This is a genomic window from Gordonia sp. SCSIO 19800 (genome assembly GCF_018132775.1).
GTDB classification, from domain to species: Bacteria; Actinomycetota; Actinomycetes; order Mycobacteriales; family Mycobacteriaceae; genus Gordonia; species Gordonia hongkongensis.
On the sequence record NZ_JAGRQM010000003.1, the window covers coordinates 74,675 to 92,880 of the forward strand.

At 69.3% G+C, this 18,206-nt stretch carries 18 protein-coding genes; 17 read left to right on the plus strand and 1 reads right to left on the minus strand.

What is annotated here, in order from left to right:
- The first annotated feature begins 7 nt into the window (after positions 1-7).
- The 9 genes from KB201_RS04380 (at position 8) to KB201_RS04420 (ending at position 9,299) form a co-directional block, all read left to right on the plus strand.
- A complete protein-coding gene (locus tag KB201_RS04380; protein WP_058252637.1) occupies positions 8-910 on the plus strand; it encodes a sugar phosphate isomerase/epimerase in 903 nt (300 codons plus the stop codon).
- Between the two features lie 38 nt (positions 911-948).
- On the plus strand, positions 949-1,806 hold the full coding sequence (locus KB201_RS04385; protein WP_058252638.1) for a thioesterase family protein: 858 nt from the start codon (positions 949-951) through the stop codon (positions 1,804-1,806).
- A gap of 6 nt (positions 1,807-1,812) precedes the next feature.
- Positions 1,813-2,673: a pyrroline-5-carboxylate reductase gene (gene proC / locus KB201_RS04390; RefSeq protein WP_065629198.1), complete on the plus strand. Its 861-nt coding sequence runs from the start codon at positions 1,813-1,815 to the stop codon at positions 2,671-2,673.
- 188 nt (positions 2,674-2,861) lie between these two features.
- Entirely contained in the window at positions 2,862-3,095 is a 234-nt protein-coding gene (locus KB201_RS04395; RefSeq protein WP_004019963.1) for a helix-turn-helix domain-containing protein, read from the plus strand.
- A 293-nt stretch (positions 3,096-3,388) separates the two neighbouring features.
- Complete coding sequence (locus KB201_RS04400; protein WP_003402602.1) at positions 3,389-3,490, plus strand: 30S ribosomal protein bS22; 102 nt, start codon at positions 3,389-3,391, stop codon at positions 3,488-3,490.
- 97 nt (positions 3,491-3,587) lie between these two features.
- Positions 3,588-4,640, plus strand: a complete 1,053-nt coding sequence (locus tag KB201_RS04405) for an NAD-dependent epimerase/dehydratase family protein (RefSeq protein WP_058252640.1) — start codon at positions 3,588-3,590, stop codon at positions 4,638-4,640.
- Between the two features lie 192 nt (positions 4,641-4,832).
- Positions 4,833-6,008: a lysophospholipid acyltransferase family protein gene (locus KB201_RS04410; RefSeq protein WP_171011610.1), complete on the plus strand. Its 1,176-nt coding sequence runs from the start codon at positions 4,833-4,835 to the stop codon at positions 6,006-6,008.
- A gap of 71 nt (positions 6,009-6,079) precedes the next feature.
- Positions 6,080-7,243 (plus strand): zinc-binding dehydrogenase, encoded by a 1,164-nt coding sequence (locus KB201_RS04415; RefSeq protein ID WP_211538471.1) that lies wholly within the window; start codon positions 6,080-6,082, stop codon positions 7,241-7,243.
- Between the two features lie 361 nt (positions 7,244-7,604).
- On the plus strand, positions 7,605-9,299 hold the full coding sequence (locus tag KB201_RS04420) for an HNH endonuclease signature motif containing protein (protein ID WP_211538472.1): 1,695 nt from the start codon (positions 7,605-7,607) through the stop codon (positions 9,297-9,299).
- A gap of 32 nt (positions 9,300-9,331) precedes the next feature.
- Here the strand turns inward: KB201_RS04420 and KB201_RS04425 are convergent, their stop codons facing one another.
- A complete protein-coding gene (locus tag KB201_RS04425) occupies positions 9,332-10,459 on the minus strand; it encodes an HAD family phosphatase (RefSeq protein WP_068972464.1) in 1,128 nt (375 codons plus the stop codon).
- Positions 10,460-10,639: 180 nt separating this feature from the next.
- Between KB201_RS04425 and KB201_RS04430 the strand changes: the two genes are divergently transcribed.
- From KB201_RS04430 to KB201_RS04465, 8 genes are all read left to right on the plus strand, one after another.
- Complete coding sequence (locus tag KB201_RS04430; RefSeq protein WP_055475263.1) at positions 10,640-10,894, plus strand: glutaredoxin family protein; 255 nt, start codon at positions 10,640-10,642, stop codon at positions 10,892-10,894.
- 150 nt (positions 10,895-11,044) lie between these two features.
- Positions 11,045-11,851, plus strand: a complete 807-nt coding sequence (locus tag KB201_RS04435) for a redox-sensing transcriptional repressor Rex (protein ID WP_078113007.1) — start codon at positions 11,045-11,047, stop codon at positions 11,849-11,851.
- Positions 11,848-13,227: a glutamyl-tRNA reductase gene (locus KB201_RS04440; protein WP_065629204.1), complete on the plus strand. Its 1,380-nt coding sequence runs from the start codon at positions 11,848-11,850 to the stop codon at positions 13,225-13,227. Before KB201_RS04435 ends, KB201_RS04440 begins: the two co-directional genes overlap by 4 nt.
- Positions 13,224-14,168 (plus strand): hydroxymethylbilane synthase, encoded by a 945-nt coding sequence (gene hemC / locus KB201_RS04445; RefSeq protein ID WP_065629205.1) that lies wholly within the window; start codon positions 13,224-13,226, stop codon positions 14,166-14,168. Before KB201_RS04440 ends, hemC begins: the two co-directional genes overlap by 4 nt.
- Before the next feature lie 49 nt (positions 14,169-14,217).
- A complete protein-coding gene (locus tag KB201_RS04450) occupies positions 14,218-15,909 on the plus strand; it encodes a bifunctional uroporphyrinogen-III C-methyltransferase/uroporphyrinogen-III synthase (protein WP_211538473.1) in 1,692 nt (563 codons plus the stop codon).
- A 112-nt stretch (positions 15,910-16,021) separates the two neighbouring features.
- The gene (gene hemB / locus KB201_RS04455) at positions 16,022-16,999 is read left to right on the plus strand and encodes a porphobilinogen synthase (RefSeq protein ID WP_211538474.1); all 978 of its coding nucleotides are present in this window, start codon (positions 16,022-16,024) and stop codon (positions 16,997-16,999) included.
- Positions 17,000-17,047: 48 nt separating this feature from the next.
- Positions 17,048-17,779, plus strand: a complete 732-nt coding sequence (locus KB201_RS04460; protein ID WP_211538475.1) for a hypothetical protein — start codon at positions 17,048-17,050, stop codon at positions 17,777-17,779.
- Positions 17,776-18,201, plus strand: coding sequence for a hypothetical protein (locus KB201_RS04465; protein ID WP_058252650.1), 426 nt, complete (start codon positions 17,776-17,778; stop codon positions 18,199-18,201). Before KB201_RS04460 ends, KB201_RS04465 begins: the two co-directional genes overlap by 4 nt.
- Positions 18,202-18,206: the final 5 nt, after the last annotated feature.

The following is an 18,206-nucleotide window of genomic DNA, read 5'->3' on the forward strand; positions in this document are numbered from 1 at the left end:
GGACCGGATGAGACCCGACCTCCCGCGTCCGTCCGCCGAGATCCCGATCGGTCTGTCGACGGCGTCGGTCTATCCCCAGAACACCGAGGCGGCCTTCGCCTACGCCGCCGAACTGGGCTTCGACGGCGTCGAGTTGATGGTGTGGGGTGACGCTCTGAGCCAGGACATCCGGCGGGTCGAGTACCTGTCGGACCACTACCAGGTTCCGGTGCTGTCGATCCACGCCCCGTGTCTGCTCATCACCCAGCGGGTGTGGGGACGCGACCCGGTCGTGAAGCTGGCCCGTGCGGTGGAGGCGGCCGAGGATCTCGGTGCGTCGACCGTCGTCGTGCATCCGCCGTTCCGGTGGCAGCGTGGCTACGTCGCCGCCTTCGACGATCTCGTCGACGAACTCGAGGCGGACAGCGGGGTCGCGGTCGCCGTGGAGAACATGTTCCCCATGCGCGCCGACCGGCTGTTCGGCGCAGGGGAGCCCTCGGTCCGGCGACTCAGCAAGCGCGGCGGTGGTCCCGGTCTGGCGGCATCGGCGTTCGGCAAGTCGATCGATCCGACCGATGACGGCTACGCGCACTACACGCTCGATCTCTCGCACACCGCGACCGCCGGCGTCGACGCCCTCGCTCTTCTCGACCGGATGGGCTCGCGCCTCAACCACCTGCATCTCGCCGACGGCAACGGTGCCGCCACCGACGAGCACCTGATCCCCGGTGACGGGGCGCAGCCCTGCGCCGAGGTGTGCCGGCGCATCGCGGCGAGCGACTTCGCCGGGGCGGTTGTGCTCGAGGTCACCACGGGGAGCGCGCGCACCAAACCCGAGCGCAGCGCGCTGCTGGCCCGTTCGCTAGATTTTGCGCGGCGGCATCTCAAACGGGAGCTGCACCCCGAGCCCACCGGCCAGTTGAGCAGCTGATTCGTCGGGGGACGGGTCTCCTCGACGAAGGCGGGACGATGACCAGCAAGATCACCCAGGTGCAGGAGCTGACCGAGGTCGACCGTGGCGGTCCGGACTCGATCACCCTGCGGGCGCACATCGACGAGACGTTCACGATCGGCCCCAAGGTGCACGGCGGCACGCTGCAGATGGTGGTCGCGAAGGCGGCCCGGACCGCGCTGACCGCGCTCACGCCGGACGGCGACCGGCTCGCCGAGTCGGCGGCCGCGATGATCCCGGTGGCGATCTCCAGCGACTACCTCACCGCTCCCGATGCCGCGGACGTCGACCTGGTGATCAGTGTGCGCAAGCGCGGGCGCACCGTCACGGTCCTGTCGGTCGACGCCGTGCAACTCGGTCGGACCGTGGTGTCCTCGTCGGTGACGATGGCCCGTCCCGACAGCGGCCGGCCGCACCACTCCGGCCCCACGGTCCTCGACTCCGTGCCCGTGGAACCGTCGTCGACCGGCATCCCGCTCGACGGTTCGCCCATCGCCGAGGTCAACCACCTCGGCGCCGCCATCGACCTGGTCCTCGACTCGGAGACGTTCCCCGTCGTCCGCGGCGAGACCGGCGAGCCGCTCGTCCGCGGGTGGATCCGGCCGAAGGGCGTCGAACCCGACGAGTACTTCACGGTCCTGGTCGGTGACATCTCGCCCCCGGTCGTGATGAACCTGGCGCTGTTCGGATGGGCGCCCACGGTGCAGCTGACCACCTACGTCCGGCGCCATCCCGCGCCCGGCTGGCTGCGTTTCGCCGCGACGAGTTCCGAGGTCGGCCCCGGAATGTTCGAGGAGGACCACCTCGTGGTGGACTCGACCGGGACCGTCGTCGCACAGTCCCGTCAGCTCGCCCTCATCCCCGCAGGAAGGTAGACATCCGTGTCCGAACGCATCGCCATCATCGGCGGAGGCAAGATCGGTGAGGCACTGCTCGCCGGTCTGATCGGTGCAGGCACCCCCACCAAGGACCTCGTCGTCGCCGAGCGGGTGGAGAGCCGCGCCGCCGAGATCGCCGAGGAGTACGGCGTGCTGGTCACCGACGTCAAGAGCGCGGCCGAGTCGGCGCAGTATGTGTTCCTGGCGATCAAGCCCGACGACGTCGACTCGATCCTGCGCATCCTCGCCTCGGCGGAGGACAACGCGGAATCCGAGCGAGTGACCGTGACCCTGGTGGCCGGCCTGCCCCTGTCGCGCTACGAGAGCGCGCTGCAGGCCGGGTCGCCCGTCATCCGGGTCATGCCCAACACCCCGATGCTCGTCAACGAGGCGATGTCGGCGGTCTCGGCCGGCCGGTACGTCGGCGACGAACAGCTGCAGGCGGTGGTCAAGATTCTGCAGACGGTCGGCCGGGTGACGGTTGTGCCGGAGAAGCAGATGGACGCGGTCACCGCGGTGTCCGGTTCCGGTCCGGCCTACGTTTTCCTGCTCGCCGAGGCGATGATCGACGCCGGCGTCGGCTTGGGGCTCACCCGTGCCCAGGCCTCGGAGATGGCGGTGCAGACCATTCGCGGCGCGGGCATCCTGCTGAGCGACTCGGGGCTGTCCGCGGTCGACCTGCGTGCGGCCGTCACCTCGCCCGGCGGAACCACCGCCGAGGCGATCCGGGAGTTCGAGGCCAACGGTCTGCGGCACGCGGTCTACCAGGCGACTCGTGCCTGCGCGGCCGCCAGCGCCCGCGGCGGACGTCGAGTGGAAGTCGAGGGTTTGGCGCAGGGACACGCCGTCACCGACACCCCATGAATTGTGGTCGAACGGCCGACAAACCCCAGCATGTTGGGGTCGAGTCACAGGAATCTCAGAAATACCGGTCTCTCACGTCGCTTTTTTCACATCTGCCACGCTAAGCTTCTTTAAGCACGTGCGTGTCTGATGTCCGCAGGAGGGGAAGCCTGCGGCCGCGACGCGTGCACCGGAGGTATGAGTGATTCATGGCACCTGCAGACACTCCTGGTGACAGGACAGGCGCAGTGAGCAACGCGGCTTCGGCGTCGCAGTTTCTCACCGTCGCCGAGGTTGCATCGTTGATGCGCGTTTCGAAGATGACCGTCTACCGTCTCGTCCACAACGGCGAACTGCCCGCGGTTCGGGTCGGACGCTCGTTCCGTGTGCACGCGAAAGCGGTCCACGACTACCTGGAGACGTCGTACTTCGACGCCGGCTGATCCGGCTTTCGCACCACGCCTGAACAGCAGTTTCTTCGAAAGGTCTCCGTGACCGGCCCACGCCGGTCACGGGGCCTTTTGCGTGTGGGCGTCCCCGGCCGCCGCTCGTTGGCCATCGCGATTTCCCGATCCGGCGTGCCGCCCGGTAGGCTCGGTGGTCGCGTACCTGGATGCGCCGGTGAGCCCTACGTGACACACCGCCGCTCGTCGCTTCGCTCCCGGCGCCGTACCCGGCTGAAGTGCAGACCAGGGCCGAACAAGTACATCAGTGTCAATCGTGAGGAAGCGCCCCGATGGGTTCAGTGATCAAGAAGCGCCGCAAGCGCATGTCGAAGAAGAAGCACCGCAAGTTGCTGCGTCGGACCCGGGTGCAGCGTCGCAAACTCGGTAAATAGGCTTTTCTTCGGCATCAGGACCCGCTACGGCGGGTCCTTTTGTCGTCCCGGGCCTCCTCGGTGCGCCGGAACGCCCGACTGGCGATAGCCTCGGGGCATGGCCGAATCCACCTCCGCACCCCCCAGGGTGGTCCTGGTCACCGGGGCGTCGACCTTCCTCGGCGGCTACCTGGTGGCCCGTCTCGCGGCCAATCCGGACATCGAGAAGGTGCTCGCCGTGGACTCGCGGGTGCCGCGCAAGGATCTCCTCCGCCGGATGGGGCGAGCGGAGTTCCTCCGGGTGGACATCCGGCGTCCCACGATCGCGAAGGCGCTCGCCGCCTATGACGTGGACACGGTCGTCCACGCCGCGACGTCGATCGCCGACACCGCCCCGCACTCCCCTGCGATCAAGGAGTTCAACCTCGTCGGGGCGATGCAGGTGTGCGCGGCCTGCCAGCGCACACCATCGGTGAAGCGTCTCGTGCTGCGTTCCACCGCCATGGTGTACGGCGCGGGCAGCCGCGACCCGTCGCACTTCGCCGAGGAGACGCGCGCTCCCCGGGAGCCGAAGCGGGGATACGGTCGAGATCTACTCGACGTCGAGGGTTACGTCCGCGGCCTCGGTCGGCGGCGTCAGGACATCGACATCACCATCGTCCGCCCGCAGGCCATGTTGGGTCCGCGCATCACCACCCGGATGAGTTCGTACCTCTCCCTGCCGGTCGTGCCGACGGTGATCGGATTCCAGCCGCGCCTGCAGTTCCTGCACGAGGAGGATGCGCTTGCGGCGATGGAGCACGTCACCCTCGCCGGGAAGGTCGGCACCTACAACATCTCGGGCGAGGGCGTGGTGACGCTCACGCAGGCGATCCGACGCGTCGGGCACATCGAACTGCCTGTTCCGAGCAGTCTGCTGGCGCCGATCGCGGGGGTGTTCCAGGACCTGCGGTCGGCGAAGCTGCGGTCGTCGCAGACGGAGTTCCTCACCTACGGCCGGGTGCTCGACACGACCCGCATGCGGACCGAACTCGGCTTCGTCCCGCGGTACACGACGCTGGAGACGTTGGACGACTTCATCGAACGCAGCGGGGTGACGCCGGTGATCGGGTCCGATTCGTGGAGATCGTTCGAGCGACGGGTCGTGTCGGCCGCCCACCAGTTGCAGTGAAATTCAGGGTCATGATGGCGGCGAAGTCGCCGTGAGCATGCGCAACGTGGGTGCAACCTCTAGACTTGGACGCCAGACCCACATCGCGCCCAGCGCTCCTACGCCGCGACTCGTTCGCCCCGGCGGTCCGAGTGCCGGCAGCAACCCGAGCCCAGACCCGGCCCGGATTTCGAACCCAGGACTCAGCTAGGGGTGAGCACTTTGGCAGGTGGCGGAGCGACAGATGCACGTACCGCGAAAGTCATTCAGCTCTACACATCGCCGACGGGTCCCGATGCCCGGGGTGTCCGGGAATCGGGTCGCCGACGCCATCCGAGTCAGCAGGTCGGTCGTGAACGATCGAAAAGCGCAGCGGCGCAACGGGGATCGTCGACGCTCGGACACCCCAACACCGATGGGTTCGGCCGCGCGCCCGCGCAGGTGACCCCGATCAGCGACGAGATCACCCTTCCCGACGAGGCGCTGGGCGTCGAACATCGCGGTCCGTCGAAATCGAGTCCGCTGTTCAGCCTGGGCGGTCTGCGCGGCGCGGTCGCCGACACCCTCACCTCGACCGCCGGGTTCATCCGGGAACGGATGGCGGGGGAGTACGAGGTCGACGAGTTCGGATTCGATCCCCACTTCACCGAATCGGTGTGGTTCCCGGCGATCCGGCAGGTCTACGAGAAGTGGTTCCGCGTCGAGGTCACCGGTGTGGAGAACCTGCCGCGCGAGGGTGGGGCGCTCCTGGTCGCCAACCACGCGGGCACGATCCCGGTCGACGCCGTGATCACCTCGCTGGCCGTGCGCGACAACCACCCGGAGGGCCGGTACCTGCGGGTCCTGGCCGCCGACATGGCCTTCGACACGCCGGGCGTCAGTGAGGTCGCGCGGCGGATCGGTGCGACGCTGGCGTGCAACTCCGACGCCGACCGTCTGCTGCGCGCGGGTGAGCTGACCGCGGTCTGGCCCGAGGGGTACAAGGGCATCGGCAAGCTGTACAAGGACCGCTACAAGCTCCAGCGGTTCGGCCGCGGCGGGTTCGTGACGACCGCGCTGCGCAACGCCGCGCCGATCATCCCGGTGTCGATCGTCGGCTCCGAGGAGATCTACCCGATGCTCGCCGACCTCAAGCCGCTCGCCAAGATCCTCGGCCTGCCGTACTTCCCGGTGACCCCGCTGTTCCCGTGGCTCGGGCCGCTGGGCATGGTGCCGTTGCCGTCGAAGTGGCACATCCACTTCGGCCGGCCCATCGAGACCGGCTCCTACGACGAGGCGTCCGCCGACGACCCGATGGTGGTCTTCGATCTCACCGACCACGTGCGCGAAGAGATCCAGCAGACCCTCTTCCGGATGCTGAGCCGGCGCGGAAGCGTCTACTTCGGCTGAGCTCGGTGTCGCGCGGGGGCGTGGCGCGCGTTCGACGCCCGTTCCGGTCCGTCAGCTGATACTCATGGAGCATGCGTGCAGTCGTGTGCCGGCAGGGTGAGCTGACGGTCGAGGAGATCCCCACCCCCGAGCCCGGTAAGGGCCAGGTCCTGCTCCGCGTTCTCCGCGCGGGCATCTGCGGTTCGGACCTGCACGCCCGGGTCCACGCCGATGCCACGGCCCAGGTGTCTGCCGAGGTCGGCTACGACGCATTCATGCGGTCCGGGCAGTCGGTGGTCATGGGACACGAGTTCGCCGGCGAGGTGGTCTCCTACGGGCCCGGTTGCCGTAAACGCTGGACTCCCGGGACCCCGGTGGTGTCGGTCCCGATGATCCGGCACGGCGCCGACGCCCACCTGACCGGACTGTCGGAGTCCGCGCCCGGCGGGTACGCCCAGTTCGTCCTGGTGTCGGAGGACATGACCTTCGAGATCCCGGAGAACCTGCCCGCCGAGCATGCCGCGCTGACCGAGCCGATGGCCGTCGCCCATCACGCGGTCCGACGCGGGGAGGTGGGACGCCGGGATGTCGCGGTCGTCGTGGGTTGCGGCCCGATCGGGCTGGCCGTCATCACGATGCTGAAGGCCGACGGAGTTCGCACGGTCATCGCGAGCGACCCGTCACCCGGCCGCCGGGTGCTGGCGCACCGCGTAGGGGCCGACATCGTCGTCGACCCGGCGGCGTCGTCGCCGTTCGAGCGGTGTGCCGAGGTCGGCAAGTACATCACTCGCGCCCAGGATCTGCTGGGCGCGGCGTTCGACGCCATGCGGACGCTGCGGCGAATCCCCTTGGCGCCGTGGTCCTCGGTCTTCCGCATGGCCGACCGCCTGGGTGCCACACCGAAGGGCCCCGTCGTCTTCGAATGTGTGGGGACGCCCGGGATGATCGAGCACATCGTGACCGAGGCGCCGTTCCGGTCGCGGATCGTCGTGGTCGGGGTGTGCATGGAGCCTGACACCTTCCGTCCGGCGATGGCTCTCAACAAGGAACACGAGTTGCGGTTCGTGTTCGCCTACGACCCCGCCGAGTTCCACGACACGCTGCACATGATGGCCGACGGCAAGGTCGACGTCGCACCGCTGATCACCGCGACGGTCGGTCTCGACGGCGTGGGAGCGGCATTCGATGCCCTCGGCCGCGCCGAACACCACGCCAAGGTCCTCATCGACCCGATGAGTGAGGTGGACTCGCTGTAGGGGGAGGTTCGTCGATCGTGCGCAGGATTCCGTCGACTGTGCGGCCCCTCCGCTGGTTGAGCCGGCCCCGTTAGGCGAGTCGCCGTGTCGAAACCACCTGGCGACCACCCCCACCCCCCGCTGGTTGAGCCGGCAACGAGCCGTTAGGCGAGTCGCCGTGTCGAAACCACCTGGCGACCCGCACAACTCAGCTATCGGCGAACCTCGCCGACCTCAGACCGCAACGCTCAGAGTCTATTTCGTCTACGACGGTGACGCGCTGTGGAGGCTCATCCGGAATTGTCGGTGGTCGGGTTTAGATTGGTTGGTATCAGAACACGCCCCGGAAAAGGGGTGGGTCGGACAGGCGTCGGGGGGCGTTGTGAAGGCGTGGACCGATCTACCGAGCGAGTACATCGCCGGGGTCGATCCTGCCCACACGGCCGAGACCGACATGGTCATGTTGATGGCCGGCCTCGACGCCACCCGGCGAGGCGAGTCCTACCTCGCCTGGCACCGCTATCAGACGATCGCGGCGATGACCGACCGCCTGATCACCACCAGCGCGTCCGGGTTCGTCATGGACGGTCACGCCGACTGCGCCGCCCGTATCGCCCGCCAAGCCGGGGTGTCCCGCCGCCACGCCGAAACCCTCATCGACGAGGCCCTCGCACTACGGGATCGGCTCCCCGAGGTTGCTGACACCCTGCGTGACGGGGTCCTGTCGCAGTGGCAGATCCGGTTGGTCATCTCCCGCACCGAGCTGATCCCCGCCGATGACCCGATCACCCCCGCGTTGGATGCCGAGATCGCCGACACGGTGCGTCGCCGTACAGGTGTGTGGGATCGGGCGCGGTTGCGGGACATGGTCGACCGCCTGGTGTTCCGCCACGATCCGGATGCGGTACGCCAACGCCGCAAAGACGCCATGGACCAACGTGGGGTGTGGACTCACGAACTGCCCGACGGCACCGCCGAACTCACCGCCGTGATGTCGGCGGAGAACGTGCGGATCTCGGCCAAAGCCGTCGCCATCCTCGCCGACTCGGTCTGTCGGCGGGATGGCCGCACCCAGGGGATACGACGATCCGATGCGATGTTCGCGCTGTTGACCCGCACCAGCTTCGACTGCCAATGCGACGATGAACAGCCCTGCACCGCCGACATCCCCGACCCACAGAGTGTGCTCGACGCGGTCCGCGCCGAGGTCGTGATCCATGTGGTGACCGATGCCGCGACCCTGGCCGGGGCACCTTGGGTGGGGTTTCTCGACGAGCACGGCATCATCAGCGACGAGCATGTCCGTGACCTCGCCGCCCGCCCCGACGCCACCCTCACCCCGGTCACCCCCGCCCGCACCCAACCCACCTACCTCGCCGACACCGCCGATACCGCCGACGATGACCAGCGGCGGAGCGCGCAACGCCCGGCACCAGCCGAGGACACCCGAGCCGACGACGCCACGACCGGCGCACACGGCGAAAACGAAACGGACGCAGCCGAACCCGATCGACCCGTCGAGACCACCGCGAGTGTCGCAGTGATCTACCCGGCCACCCATCCCGGCAACGGATACCGGCCCACCACGTCGTGCGCCGACTTCGTGCGGGTGCGGGACGGATACTGCACCGAACCCGGCTGCACCCGTTCAGCATTCGCCTGCGATCTCGACCACGTCACCGAGTACGACCACACCGACCCCGCCCGCGGTGGGGCGACGTCGAGTGAGAACCTCAACGCCAAATGCCGCCCCGGTCACCTGTTCAAAACCCACGGGGACTGGGTCGATGTGCAGTACCGCGACGACGACGGCCGCCTTGTCACCGAATACGAGACCCCCGAAGGGGTCACCCTGCCCGGCGACGCCGAAACCCTGGAAGACACCTTCCCCAACCTGCGGCGTATCCGGTTCGAACAAGCCGCCCAAGCTCCACCTACCCCACGGGTCATCGCCTCCGACAACCCGGAGCGCACAACCAGCCGACTGGACGCCAAACTGGCCCGCCGGCGACAAGAACGCGCCCGCAACAAACGAGCCCGCGAAGAACTCGATCGCCTCGACCCACCGCCCTTCTGATCCGGGGAGCCAGGGCCGTCGGCGTCGAACGGTCAGCGCTGCCGGAGGAACCGCGCCGCGGCTGCGGCGCCACCGCCCGCGGCGCCCAGCACGATGGCGGTGCCGGCGCCGTACTTCGCGGCCTTGCGCGCGGTGCGGAAGTCGTACATCTCCCAGCCGCGGACCTTGGCGACGTCGCGCAGGTCCGTGTCGGGGTTGATCGCCACCGCGCGGCCGACGAGCGACAGCATCGGTACGTCGTTGTGTGAATCCGAGTACGCCGTACAGCGTTTCAGGTTGAGCCCCTCGCGGATCGCGAGCGCGCGCACCGCATGGGCCTTACCGGGGCCGTGCAGGATGTCGCCGACGAGCCGCCCGGTGAAGACCCCGTCGACGCTCTCGGCGACGGTGCCCAGCGCACCGGTCAACCCCAGCCGGTCGGCGATGGTCTGCGCGAGTTCGACGGGTGTCGCGGTCACCAGCCAGACCTGCTGTCCGGCATCGAGGTGACGCTGTGCCAACGCCCGCGTACCCGGCCAGATCTTGTCCGCGATGTAGTCGTCGAAGATCTCCTCGCCGAGCTCGACGAGTTCGGAGGTCGGCTTGCCCGCGATGAACGACAACGCCTTCTCCCGGCCCTCCGCGACGTCGCGCGCATTCTCCTTGCCGGTGATCCGGAACTTCGCCTGCGTCCACGCGAAATCCATGATGTCGCCGTAGGTGAAGTACTTCCGCGCGGCGAGACCGCGAGCGAAGTGCACGATCGACGCGCCCTGGACCAGGGTGTTGTCGACGTCGAAGAAGGCGGCGGCGGTGAGGTCGCGGCGGGGTTCGCCCGGGATCTCGGCCGTCGGGCGCGAACGCAGCGAGTCGACGGCGGCCTTCGCGCTCGCCTCACCGGCCAGGGTCTGGCGGAGTTCGTGCGCGGTCTGCCGGAAGCGGCCGGTCGCGGCGGTCGCTCGCTGGGAGATCCAGGTGGTGACCCGGTTGGTCTCGTCGTCGACGAGTTCGTGGAGTTCGGCGTCCTCGTCGAAGTCGTCGGTGAACTCCACGCTCGCGGCGTGGGCCTCCCAGTCGTCGCCCGTCGGGCCGTCGCCCTGCATCGGATTCGGCGGGAGAAGTGCGGCGTCGTCGGGCGTCTCGTCGTCCTGCCGGTCTTCCGGGCCCGGGGTCTCGCCCACTGCCCACCTCCCACGCGTAGCGCCAGCACTGCTTGCCGGGTACAGCCTAGTGGTGCGCCTGGGAACCGGGCGACTGGTCTCCGGCGTTCGATCCCCACGCCCGGTGACGGACCGCACACCGTCGGCGGGGGAGGGTCACCCGGCTGATCCCGCGGGCGCTGCGCTGGGAGGATGGTCGGCATGACGGTGGAACTGTTGACCCGTGCGGGGTGCGCGGCGTGCGCGGCGGCCCGCTCCGAACTGACCCGGATCTGCGCCGACATGGGCGTGGAGTTCACCGAGGTCGACGTCGACGAGGCGGCCGAAGGGGGTCGGCCGGACGTGCGCGCCGAGTTCGGCGACCGGCTCCCGGTGGTCCTCCTCGACGGTGACGAGCACAGCTACTGGGAGGTCGACGAACCGCGTCTGCGGGACGATCTCGCGGCGCGGCGGTGATCGGCGCCCACGTTCGACGAGACGTTTAACACAGCTCGGCCGATCCCGAGGGGCCGTGTGAACAGATTCACAGGGAAGTTATATCCTCCCTTGGTCGGGAAGAGTCGGGTCCCGGTGTCTGGTGACGCCGGCAGATGTGTGGGAGTGCGAGTGGGCGCGGAGAGTGCGAAGTCGGCCGACGCCGACCCTCCTGCGTCCGCCGTCCCTCCGGTCGACGGCCCCGCCACCGACATCCCCGGCCCCACGGTCGCCCGGTTGGCCACCTACCTGCACGTACTGCGCTCGTTCAGCCGTCGGGGCATCCTGCTGGCGTCGAGCGGCGAGCTCGCGACGGCAGCCGGGGTCAACCCGGCCATCCTGCGCAAGGACCTCTCCTACGTCGGCGCCAACGGCGTGCGCGGCGTCGGATACGACGTGGGCAAGCTGACCGCCCGGATCTCGATGACGCTGCACACCGACAGCATCCACACCGTCGCGCTCGCGGGCGCCGGCTCGCTCGGCCGTGCGCTGCTGTCGCACGCCGGCTTCGGACGCGGCTTCCGGGTCGCCGCGATGTTCGACGCCGATCCGGCCCTGACCGGCGCGGTTCTCGAGCCGGGCGGCCCGCGGGTCGCCCCGCTGACCGACATCGCCGCCGTCTGCGCACAGGTGGTCCCGGCCGTCGAGATCGCGGTGATCGCCACCGCCGACGACGACGCCCGACGCGTCTTCGATGCCTTCGTGGCCGCGGGTGTCCGGCAGGTGCTCAACGTCACGCCCGTGTCGCTTCCGGCGGAGTCGGATGTTGTCGTCAGACAAGTTGATCTAGCCTTGGAACTACAGGTGTTGGCTTTCCAGGCCTCTCGCGGGCCGCGCGACGACGTCAAGGAGCCGCGCGAGGCGAAGCCGACGCGGGGGCACCGGGGAAGTGCCGGACACCAGGGAAATGTGATGGGTGAAGAAACGGTGACAGCGTGAGTGTTCTGTTGTTCGGGGTATCGCACCGCAGTGCTCCCGTCGAGGTGCTCGAGCGGTTGGCGGTCTCCGACCACGACCGCCCCAAACTGATCGACGAACTGCTCTCCTCGCGGGCGATCTCCGAAGCCATGCTCGTCTCCACGTGCAACCGCGTGGAGATCTACGCCGTCGTCGACGCCTTCCACCCGGCGCTCGAGGCGGTCGGCTCGGTCCTCGGCGACCACTCCGGCATGACCGTCAACGAGATGACCCGCCACGCCTACGTCCGTTACTCCGAGGCCGCCGTCGAGCATCTCTTCACCGTCGCGGCGGGCCTCGACTCGCTCGTCGTCGGCGAGCAGCAGATCCTCGGCCAGATCCGCAACGCCTACCTCAGCGCCGACGCCAACGACTCCGCCGGACGAGTGCTGCACGAACTGGCGCAGCAGGCGCTGCGGGTCGGCAAGCGCGTGCACACCGAGACCGGCATCGACCGCGCGGGTGCGTCCGTGGTCTCCGTCGCGCTGCACCGTGCGAAGTCGCTGCTCACCGATCCCGCGACGGGCGCGCATCGCCTGCGCCGCGCGGTGGTCGTCGGTGCCGGCGCCATGGGCGGTCTGGCGACCGCGCAGCTGGCCCGTGAGGGCGTGACCGAGATGGTCGTCGTCAACCGGACCGTCGACAAGGCCGACCACCTCGCGGGCAACATCGCCGCCAACCACGGCATCAGCGTCCGCGGCGTCGGGCTCGACGACCTGCCGGAGGCGATGGCCACGGCCGACGTCGTCGTCACGTGTACGGGCGCGATCGGCGCGGTCGTCGGCGTCGGGTCGGTGCACTCGGCGCTCGCGGCCCGTACCGGGGACGCAGCACCGCTCGTCATCTGCGACCTCGGGCTCCCGCGCAACGTCGACCCCGCCGCGGCCCGCCTGCCCGGCGTGCACATCGTCGACATCGAGGGACTGCGCGGCGACTCCGAGACCCAAGCCGCCGAGAATGACACCCTCGCCGCCCGGTCGATTGTCGCCGCCGAGCTCGCCGACTACCTCACGCACCAGCGTCAGGCCGAGGTCACCCCGACCGTCGCGGCCCTGCGCCAGCGCGCGGCCGACGTCGTCGAGGCCGAGATCCTGCGCCTCGAGACCCGCCTGCCCGACCTCGAGGGCGCACAGCGCGACGAGGTCGCCAAGACCGTCCGCCGCGTCGTCGACAAGCTGCTGCACGCACCGACCGTGCGCGTCAAGCAGCTCGCCTCGACCCCCAACGGGGATCACTACGCCGAGGCGCTGCGTGAGCTGTTCGAACTCAAACCCGGTGCAGCCGAAGCGGTTTCGGCTCCCGACCATCTCGGTGGCCTGCCTTCGGGCGACGCGGCCGGCGATCTGGGTGACCGATGAGCGAACCCTCCACCGCGCCGATCCGGATCGGTACGCGGGGCTCGCTGCTGGCCCGGACCCAGTCGCAGACCATCGCCGACGCCCTGACCGCCGCCGGACATCCCGCCGAACTGGTCATCATCAAGACCGCCGGTGACGCCTCGGCGGCCCCCGTCACCGAGATCGGCGTCGGGGTGTTCACCACGGCGATCCGCGTCGCGCTGCGGAACAACGAGGTCGACGTCGCGGTGCACTCGTACAAGGACCTCCCGACCGCCCCCGAGAACGACCTCACGATCGCGGCCATCCCGCCGCGCGTCGATCCCCGGGATGCGCTGGTCGCACGCGACGGAATGGTGCTCGGCGAACTGCCGCCCGGCTCGGTGATCGGTACCTCGGCCCCGCGGCGGGCCGCGCAGCTTAGAGCACTGGGTCTCGGTTTGGAAATCCGCCCCCTACGAGGCAACCTAGACTCTCGGTTGGGCAAAGTCGCCAGCGGCGAACTCGACGCAGTCGTGGTCGCCCGCGCCGGACTCGTGCGGATCGGACGGACCGACGTGGTCTCCGAGGCGCTCGAACCGGTGGTCATGCTGCCGGCGCCGGCGCAGGGTGCACTCGCTGTGGAGTGCCGCTCAGACGATGCCGAACTGGTGAGAATTCTCGCCGAGTTGGACGACCAGTCCACCCGCGCGGCCATCGAGGCCGAACGGGCGGTACTCGCGGCTCTCGAAGCCGGATGTACCGCACCGGTCGGTGCGATCGCCGAGGTGGTCGAGTCGATCGACGAGGACGGGCGCATCTTCGCCGAACTGTCGTTGCGTGCGGCGGTGGCGGCCGAGGACGGGTCGGACGTGATCCGCGCTTCGGTGGTGGGTCCGGTCGATCGTGCCGTTCAGCTGGGCAAGGACCTCGCCGCCGAACTGCTGGAGCTGGGAGCGGGCGACCTCGTCAACTCTCCCTAGCAGAGAACGAACTGCAGCCCTCGCCGAGAGGGCAGGAGAGTGCGAACCCATGAGCCGTACGAAGAAGGCAAATCCCGGACGGATCCTGTTCGTGGGGTCGGGTCCAGGGGACCCAGACCTGCTCACCGTGCGGGCACGCACCGTGATCACCAACGCGACCACCGCCTACATCGATCCCGATGTACCCGCGCCGGTGGTGTCGCTGATCGGCAGTGCGCATCGCGACGAACCCGCCGCCGATACTCGCCGATCCACCAAGAAGGCCGAGAAGCCCGCTGACGACGCCGCGTCGACGCCCGCCGCATCGGCCGACGATTCGCAGGCCGCCGGTGACGAGGCCGGCGCGACCGATGCCGGGCAGACCGACGAGGAGTCGGTGGTCCGGCCGGCGCTCGGCGATCCGGCCGAGGTCGCCAAGACCCTCGTGGCCGCGGCCCGCAACGGCGACGACGTCGTGCGCGTGGTCGCTGGCGATCCGCTGACCACCGATTCGGTCCTCGCCGAGGTCAACGCCGTCGCCCGTACGACCGTCACCTTCGAGGTGCTGCCGGGCCTGCCCGCCGCATCCGTGGTCCCGAGCTACGCCGGCATGCCGCTCGGTTCCACCCACACCGAGGCCGACGTGCGCGGCGAGGTCGACTGGGCCGCGCTGGCCGCCGCCCCCGGCCCGCTGGTGCTGCACGCGACATCGGGCCACCTGGCCGAGACCGCCAGCGCGCTCACCGAGCACGGCATGGCCCCCCAGACCCCGGCCGCCATCACCATCAACGGCACCACCTGCGCGCAGCGCACCATCGAGGCCACGCTCGCGACGCTCAACGAGCAGGGCAATGCGCTCACCGGTCCGCTGATCGTCACGGTCGGCAAGGTCGTGGGTGCGCGCGGCAAGCTGTCGTGGTGGGAGTCGCGCGCCCTGTACGGCTGGACCGTCCTGGTGCCGCGGACGAAGGACCAGGCCGGCGACATGAGCGAACGCCTCGTCAGCCACGGTGCGATGCCCAAGGAGGTGCCGACCATCGCGGTCGAGCCGCCGCGGAGCCCCGCGCAGATGGAACGCGCCGTCAAGGGTCTTGTCGACGGGCGGTACCAGTGGGTGGTGTTCACCTCCACCAACGCGGTGCGCGCGGTGTGGGAGAAGTTCGCCGAGTTCGGGCTGGACGCCCGGGCGTTCTCCGGCGTCAAGATCGCCTGCGTCGGTGAGGCCACCGCCGAGAAGGTGCGCTCCTTCGGCATCAACCCCGAACTCGTGCCGTCGGGTGAGCAGAGCTCGCTCGGTCTCCTCGAGGACTTCCCGCCCTACGACGACGTCTTCGACCCGGTGAACCGAGTTCTGTTGCCGCGCGCCGACATCGCGACCGAGACACTGTCCGAGGGACTGCGCGACCGCGGCTGGGAGATCGACGACGTCACCGCGTACCGCACCGTGCGCGCCGCGCCGCCGCCCGCCGAGACCCGCGAGATGATCAAGACCGGTGGTTTCGACGCGGTCTGCTTCACCTCCAGCTCGACCGTGCGCAATCTCGTGGGCATCGCCGGAAAGCCGCACGCGCGCACCATCGTCGCGTGCATCGGACCCAAGACCGCCGAGACCGCAACGGAATTCGGGCTCCGGGTGGATGTGCAGCCGGAGAACGCATCGGTGCTCGAACTCGTCGACGCGCTCGCCGAGCACGCCGCCCGACTTCGGGCCGAGGGCGCACTTCCGCCCCCGCGCAAGAAGTCTCGACGCTCGCGTTCCTGAGCTGCTCCTGCTCCCTGAGGTGCGAGGAGCGATAGCCGCCGGGCCGAGCAAGCGACGAAGGAGCGCGTCGAGGTCGACGAGCCTCGAAGGGCCCGTGAGACGAAGGAGACCCATGCCACCCGTGATCCGGCCCCGACGACTGCGGACCACCCCGGCCATGCGCCGGCTGGTCGCCGAGACCTCGCTGGAGCCGCGACATCTGGTGCTGCCGATGTTCGTCGCCGACGGCATCGACGACCCGGCTCCGATCTCGTCGATGCCGGGCGTCGTGCAGCACACGATGGATTCGCTGCGGACCGCCGCGGCCGAGGCCGTCGACGCCGGTGTCGGCGGGCTCATGCTGTTCGGGGTGCCGCGCGCCGAGGACAAGGACGCCACCGGGTCGGGTGCGGATGCCGACGACGGAATCCTCAACCAGGCTCTGCGTACCCTCGGCGACGATCTCGGGGACGCCACGGTCCTGATGGCCGATACCTGCCTCGACGAGTTCACCGATCACGGGCACTGTGGCGTCGTCGACGGTCGGGGTCGCGTCGACAACGACGAGACCCTCGCACGCTACGTGTCGATGTCCCTGGCGCAGGCGCGGGCGGGTGCGCATCTCCTCGGGCCGAGCGGGATGATGGACGGCCAGGTCGCCACGATCCGGGCCGCCCTCGACGCGGCGGGCTTCACCGACACCGGGATCCTGGCCTACGCCGCGAAGTACGCCTCGGCGTTCTATGGCCCGTTCCGCGAGGCGGTCGGCTCGTCGTTGCAGGGCGACCGGCGCACGTACCAGCAGGACGCGGCCAACCGGGTCGAGGCGCTGCGCGAGGTCCGGCTCGACCTCGAGGAGGGCGCCGACATCGTGATGGTGAAGCCGGCGATGAGTTACCTCGACATCGTGCGCGACGTCGCCGACATGAGTGACGTGCCGGTCGCGGCCTACCAGATCAGCGGTGAGTACTCGATGATCTCCGCCGCCGCCGAACGCGGGTGGATCGATCGCGACGCGGCGATCCTGGAATCGCTGACCGCCATCCGACGGGCCGGTGCGTCGATCGTCCTGACCTACTGGGCGGCCGAGGTGGCGCAGCGCCTGTCCTGACCTGAGCGTGTAGGGCTCGTCGTGCTGCCCGTTCACTAGGCTGGTCCCATGTCCGCACCGTACGACCCCGCGTCCGACCCCGGCGCGCCGTCGCGACCGAAGATCCCCGACTCCGTCTCCATCGCCGTCGAGCTGTGGGTGGTGGTGATCGTCGGGCAGATCGTGGCGATGTTCGCGCAGACCGGCACCTTCGTCGACATGATCCGCGATCAGGTGAGTTCTGCTCCGCAGGAAGGGGTCCCGCCCGAGCAGATCGACTTCATGACCTCGTCGGGGTTCGTGGTCGGTGTGCTGGTCGTGACGTCGCTGTTCCTCACCGCGATCACGGCACTGGTCGTCTGGTTCACCCGTAAGGGCTACAACTGGGCGCGGATCGTGCTGTCGGCGATGGGTGTCTACGTCGTGGTCAGCCTGCTCTTCTCGCTGTTCGGTGGCGACACGTCGCCGGCGTGGGCGATGGTCCCGCAGGTGATCAGCGGCGTCGCGGCGCTCGGTGCGACCGTGCTCCTCATGCGCGGGGACTCGGAAAAGTACTGCCGGGAGATGGCCGCGGCGCGGAAGCCGCAGCCGGTCCACCCGCCGTCACCCCCGTACCCGTACGGCCAGAACCCGTACGGCCAGAACCCGTACGGCCAGAACAGGCCGTATGGTGACAGCGATCATCGCGGCGCGCCCGGCCCGTACTCCGACGACGCCCGATCCGAGCCCGTTCACCTCGACAAGCCGCATCCGGAGAACCGGGGCACCGACAACCAGAACGAAGGACCGAAGAACCAGTGACAAGTCCTGATCCGGCGCTGCGTCCGAAACTCGTCGTCTGGGCCTACCGGTGCTGGCTGACCTCCGGCGCACTGCTGATCGCGCTCGGTGCACTGGTCATCGTCGTGTCGGCGGCCAGCGACACCGGGACCGTCACGTCCGGGGTGCTCGGCGCCATGGTCGCCGTCGTGGGTGTCGGGTACATCCTGCTGGGCAGCAAGGCCTACACCGGCGATGTGCGGTGGCGGTCGTCGCTGGCGGCACTGACCCTGGTCGTCGTGGCCATGCTGCTGTTCCTGAGCCTGGGGATGAACTTCTTCGCGTTCCCGTTGCTCGCGGGCCTCATCGGTTTGTTCGGGTCGTTGCTCGCCTACCGTCCGCCCGCCGAGACCTGGTACACCGGCAAGGAGCCGGAGCCCAAGACGCCGCGGTCGCGCAAGTAGGGCAC

Coding starts and splice junctions, on each gene's coding strand:
- KB201_RS04380 (WP_058252637.1), top strand. CDS start 8: ATGAGACCCGACCTCCCGCGTCCGTCCGCCGAGATCCCGATCGGTCTG.
- KB201_RS04385 (WP_058252638.1), top strand. CDS start 949: ATGACCAGCAAGATCACCCAGGTGCAGGAGCTGACCGAGGTCGACCGT.
- KB201_RS04395 (WP_004019963.1), top strand. CDS start 2,862: ATGGCACCTGCAGACACTCCTGGTGACAGGACAGGCGCAGTGAGCAAC.
- KB201_RS04400 (WP_003402602.1), top strand. CDS start 3,389: ATGGGTTCAGTGATCAAGAAGCGCCGCAAGCGCATGTCGAAGAAGAAG.
- KB201_RS04405 (WP_058252640.1), top strand. CDS start 3,588: ATGGCCGAATCCACCTCCGCACCCCCCAGGGTGGTCCTGGTCACCGGG.
- KB201_RS04415 (WP_211538471.1), top strand. CDS start 6,080: ATGCGTGCAGTCGTGTGCCGGCAGGGTGAGCTGACGGTCGAGGAGATC.
- KB201_RS04430 (WP_055475263.1), top strand. CDS start 10,640: ATGACGGTGGAACTGTTGACCCGTGCGGGGTGCGCGGCGTGCGCGGCG.
- hemC (WP_065629205.1), top strand. CDS start 13,224: ATGAGCGAACCCTCCACCGCGCCGATCCGGATCGGTACGCGGGGCTCG.
- KB201_RS04450 (WP_211538473.1), top strand. CDS start 14,218: ATGAGCCGTACGAAGAAGGCAAATCCCGGACGGATCCTGTTCGTGGGG.
- hemB (WP_211538474.1), top strand. CDS start 16,022: ATGCCACCCGTGATCCGGCCCCGACGACTGCGGACCACCCCGGCCATG.
- KB201_RS04460 (WP_211538475.1), top strand. CDS start 17,048: ATGTCCGCACCGTACGACCCCGCGTCCGACCCCGGCGCGCCGTCGCGA.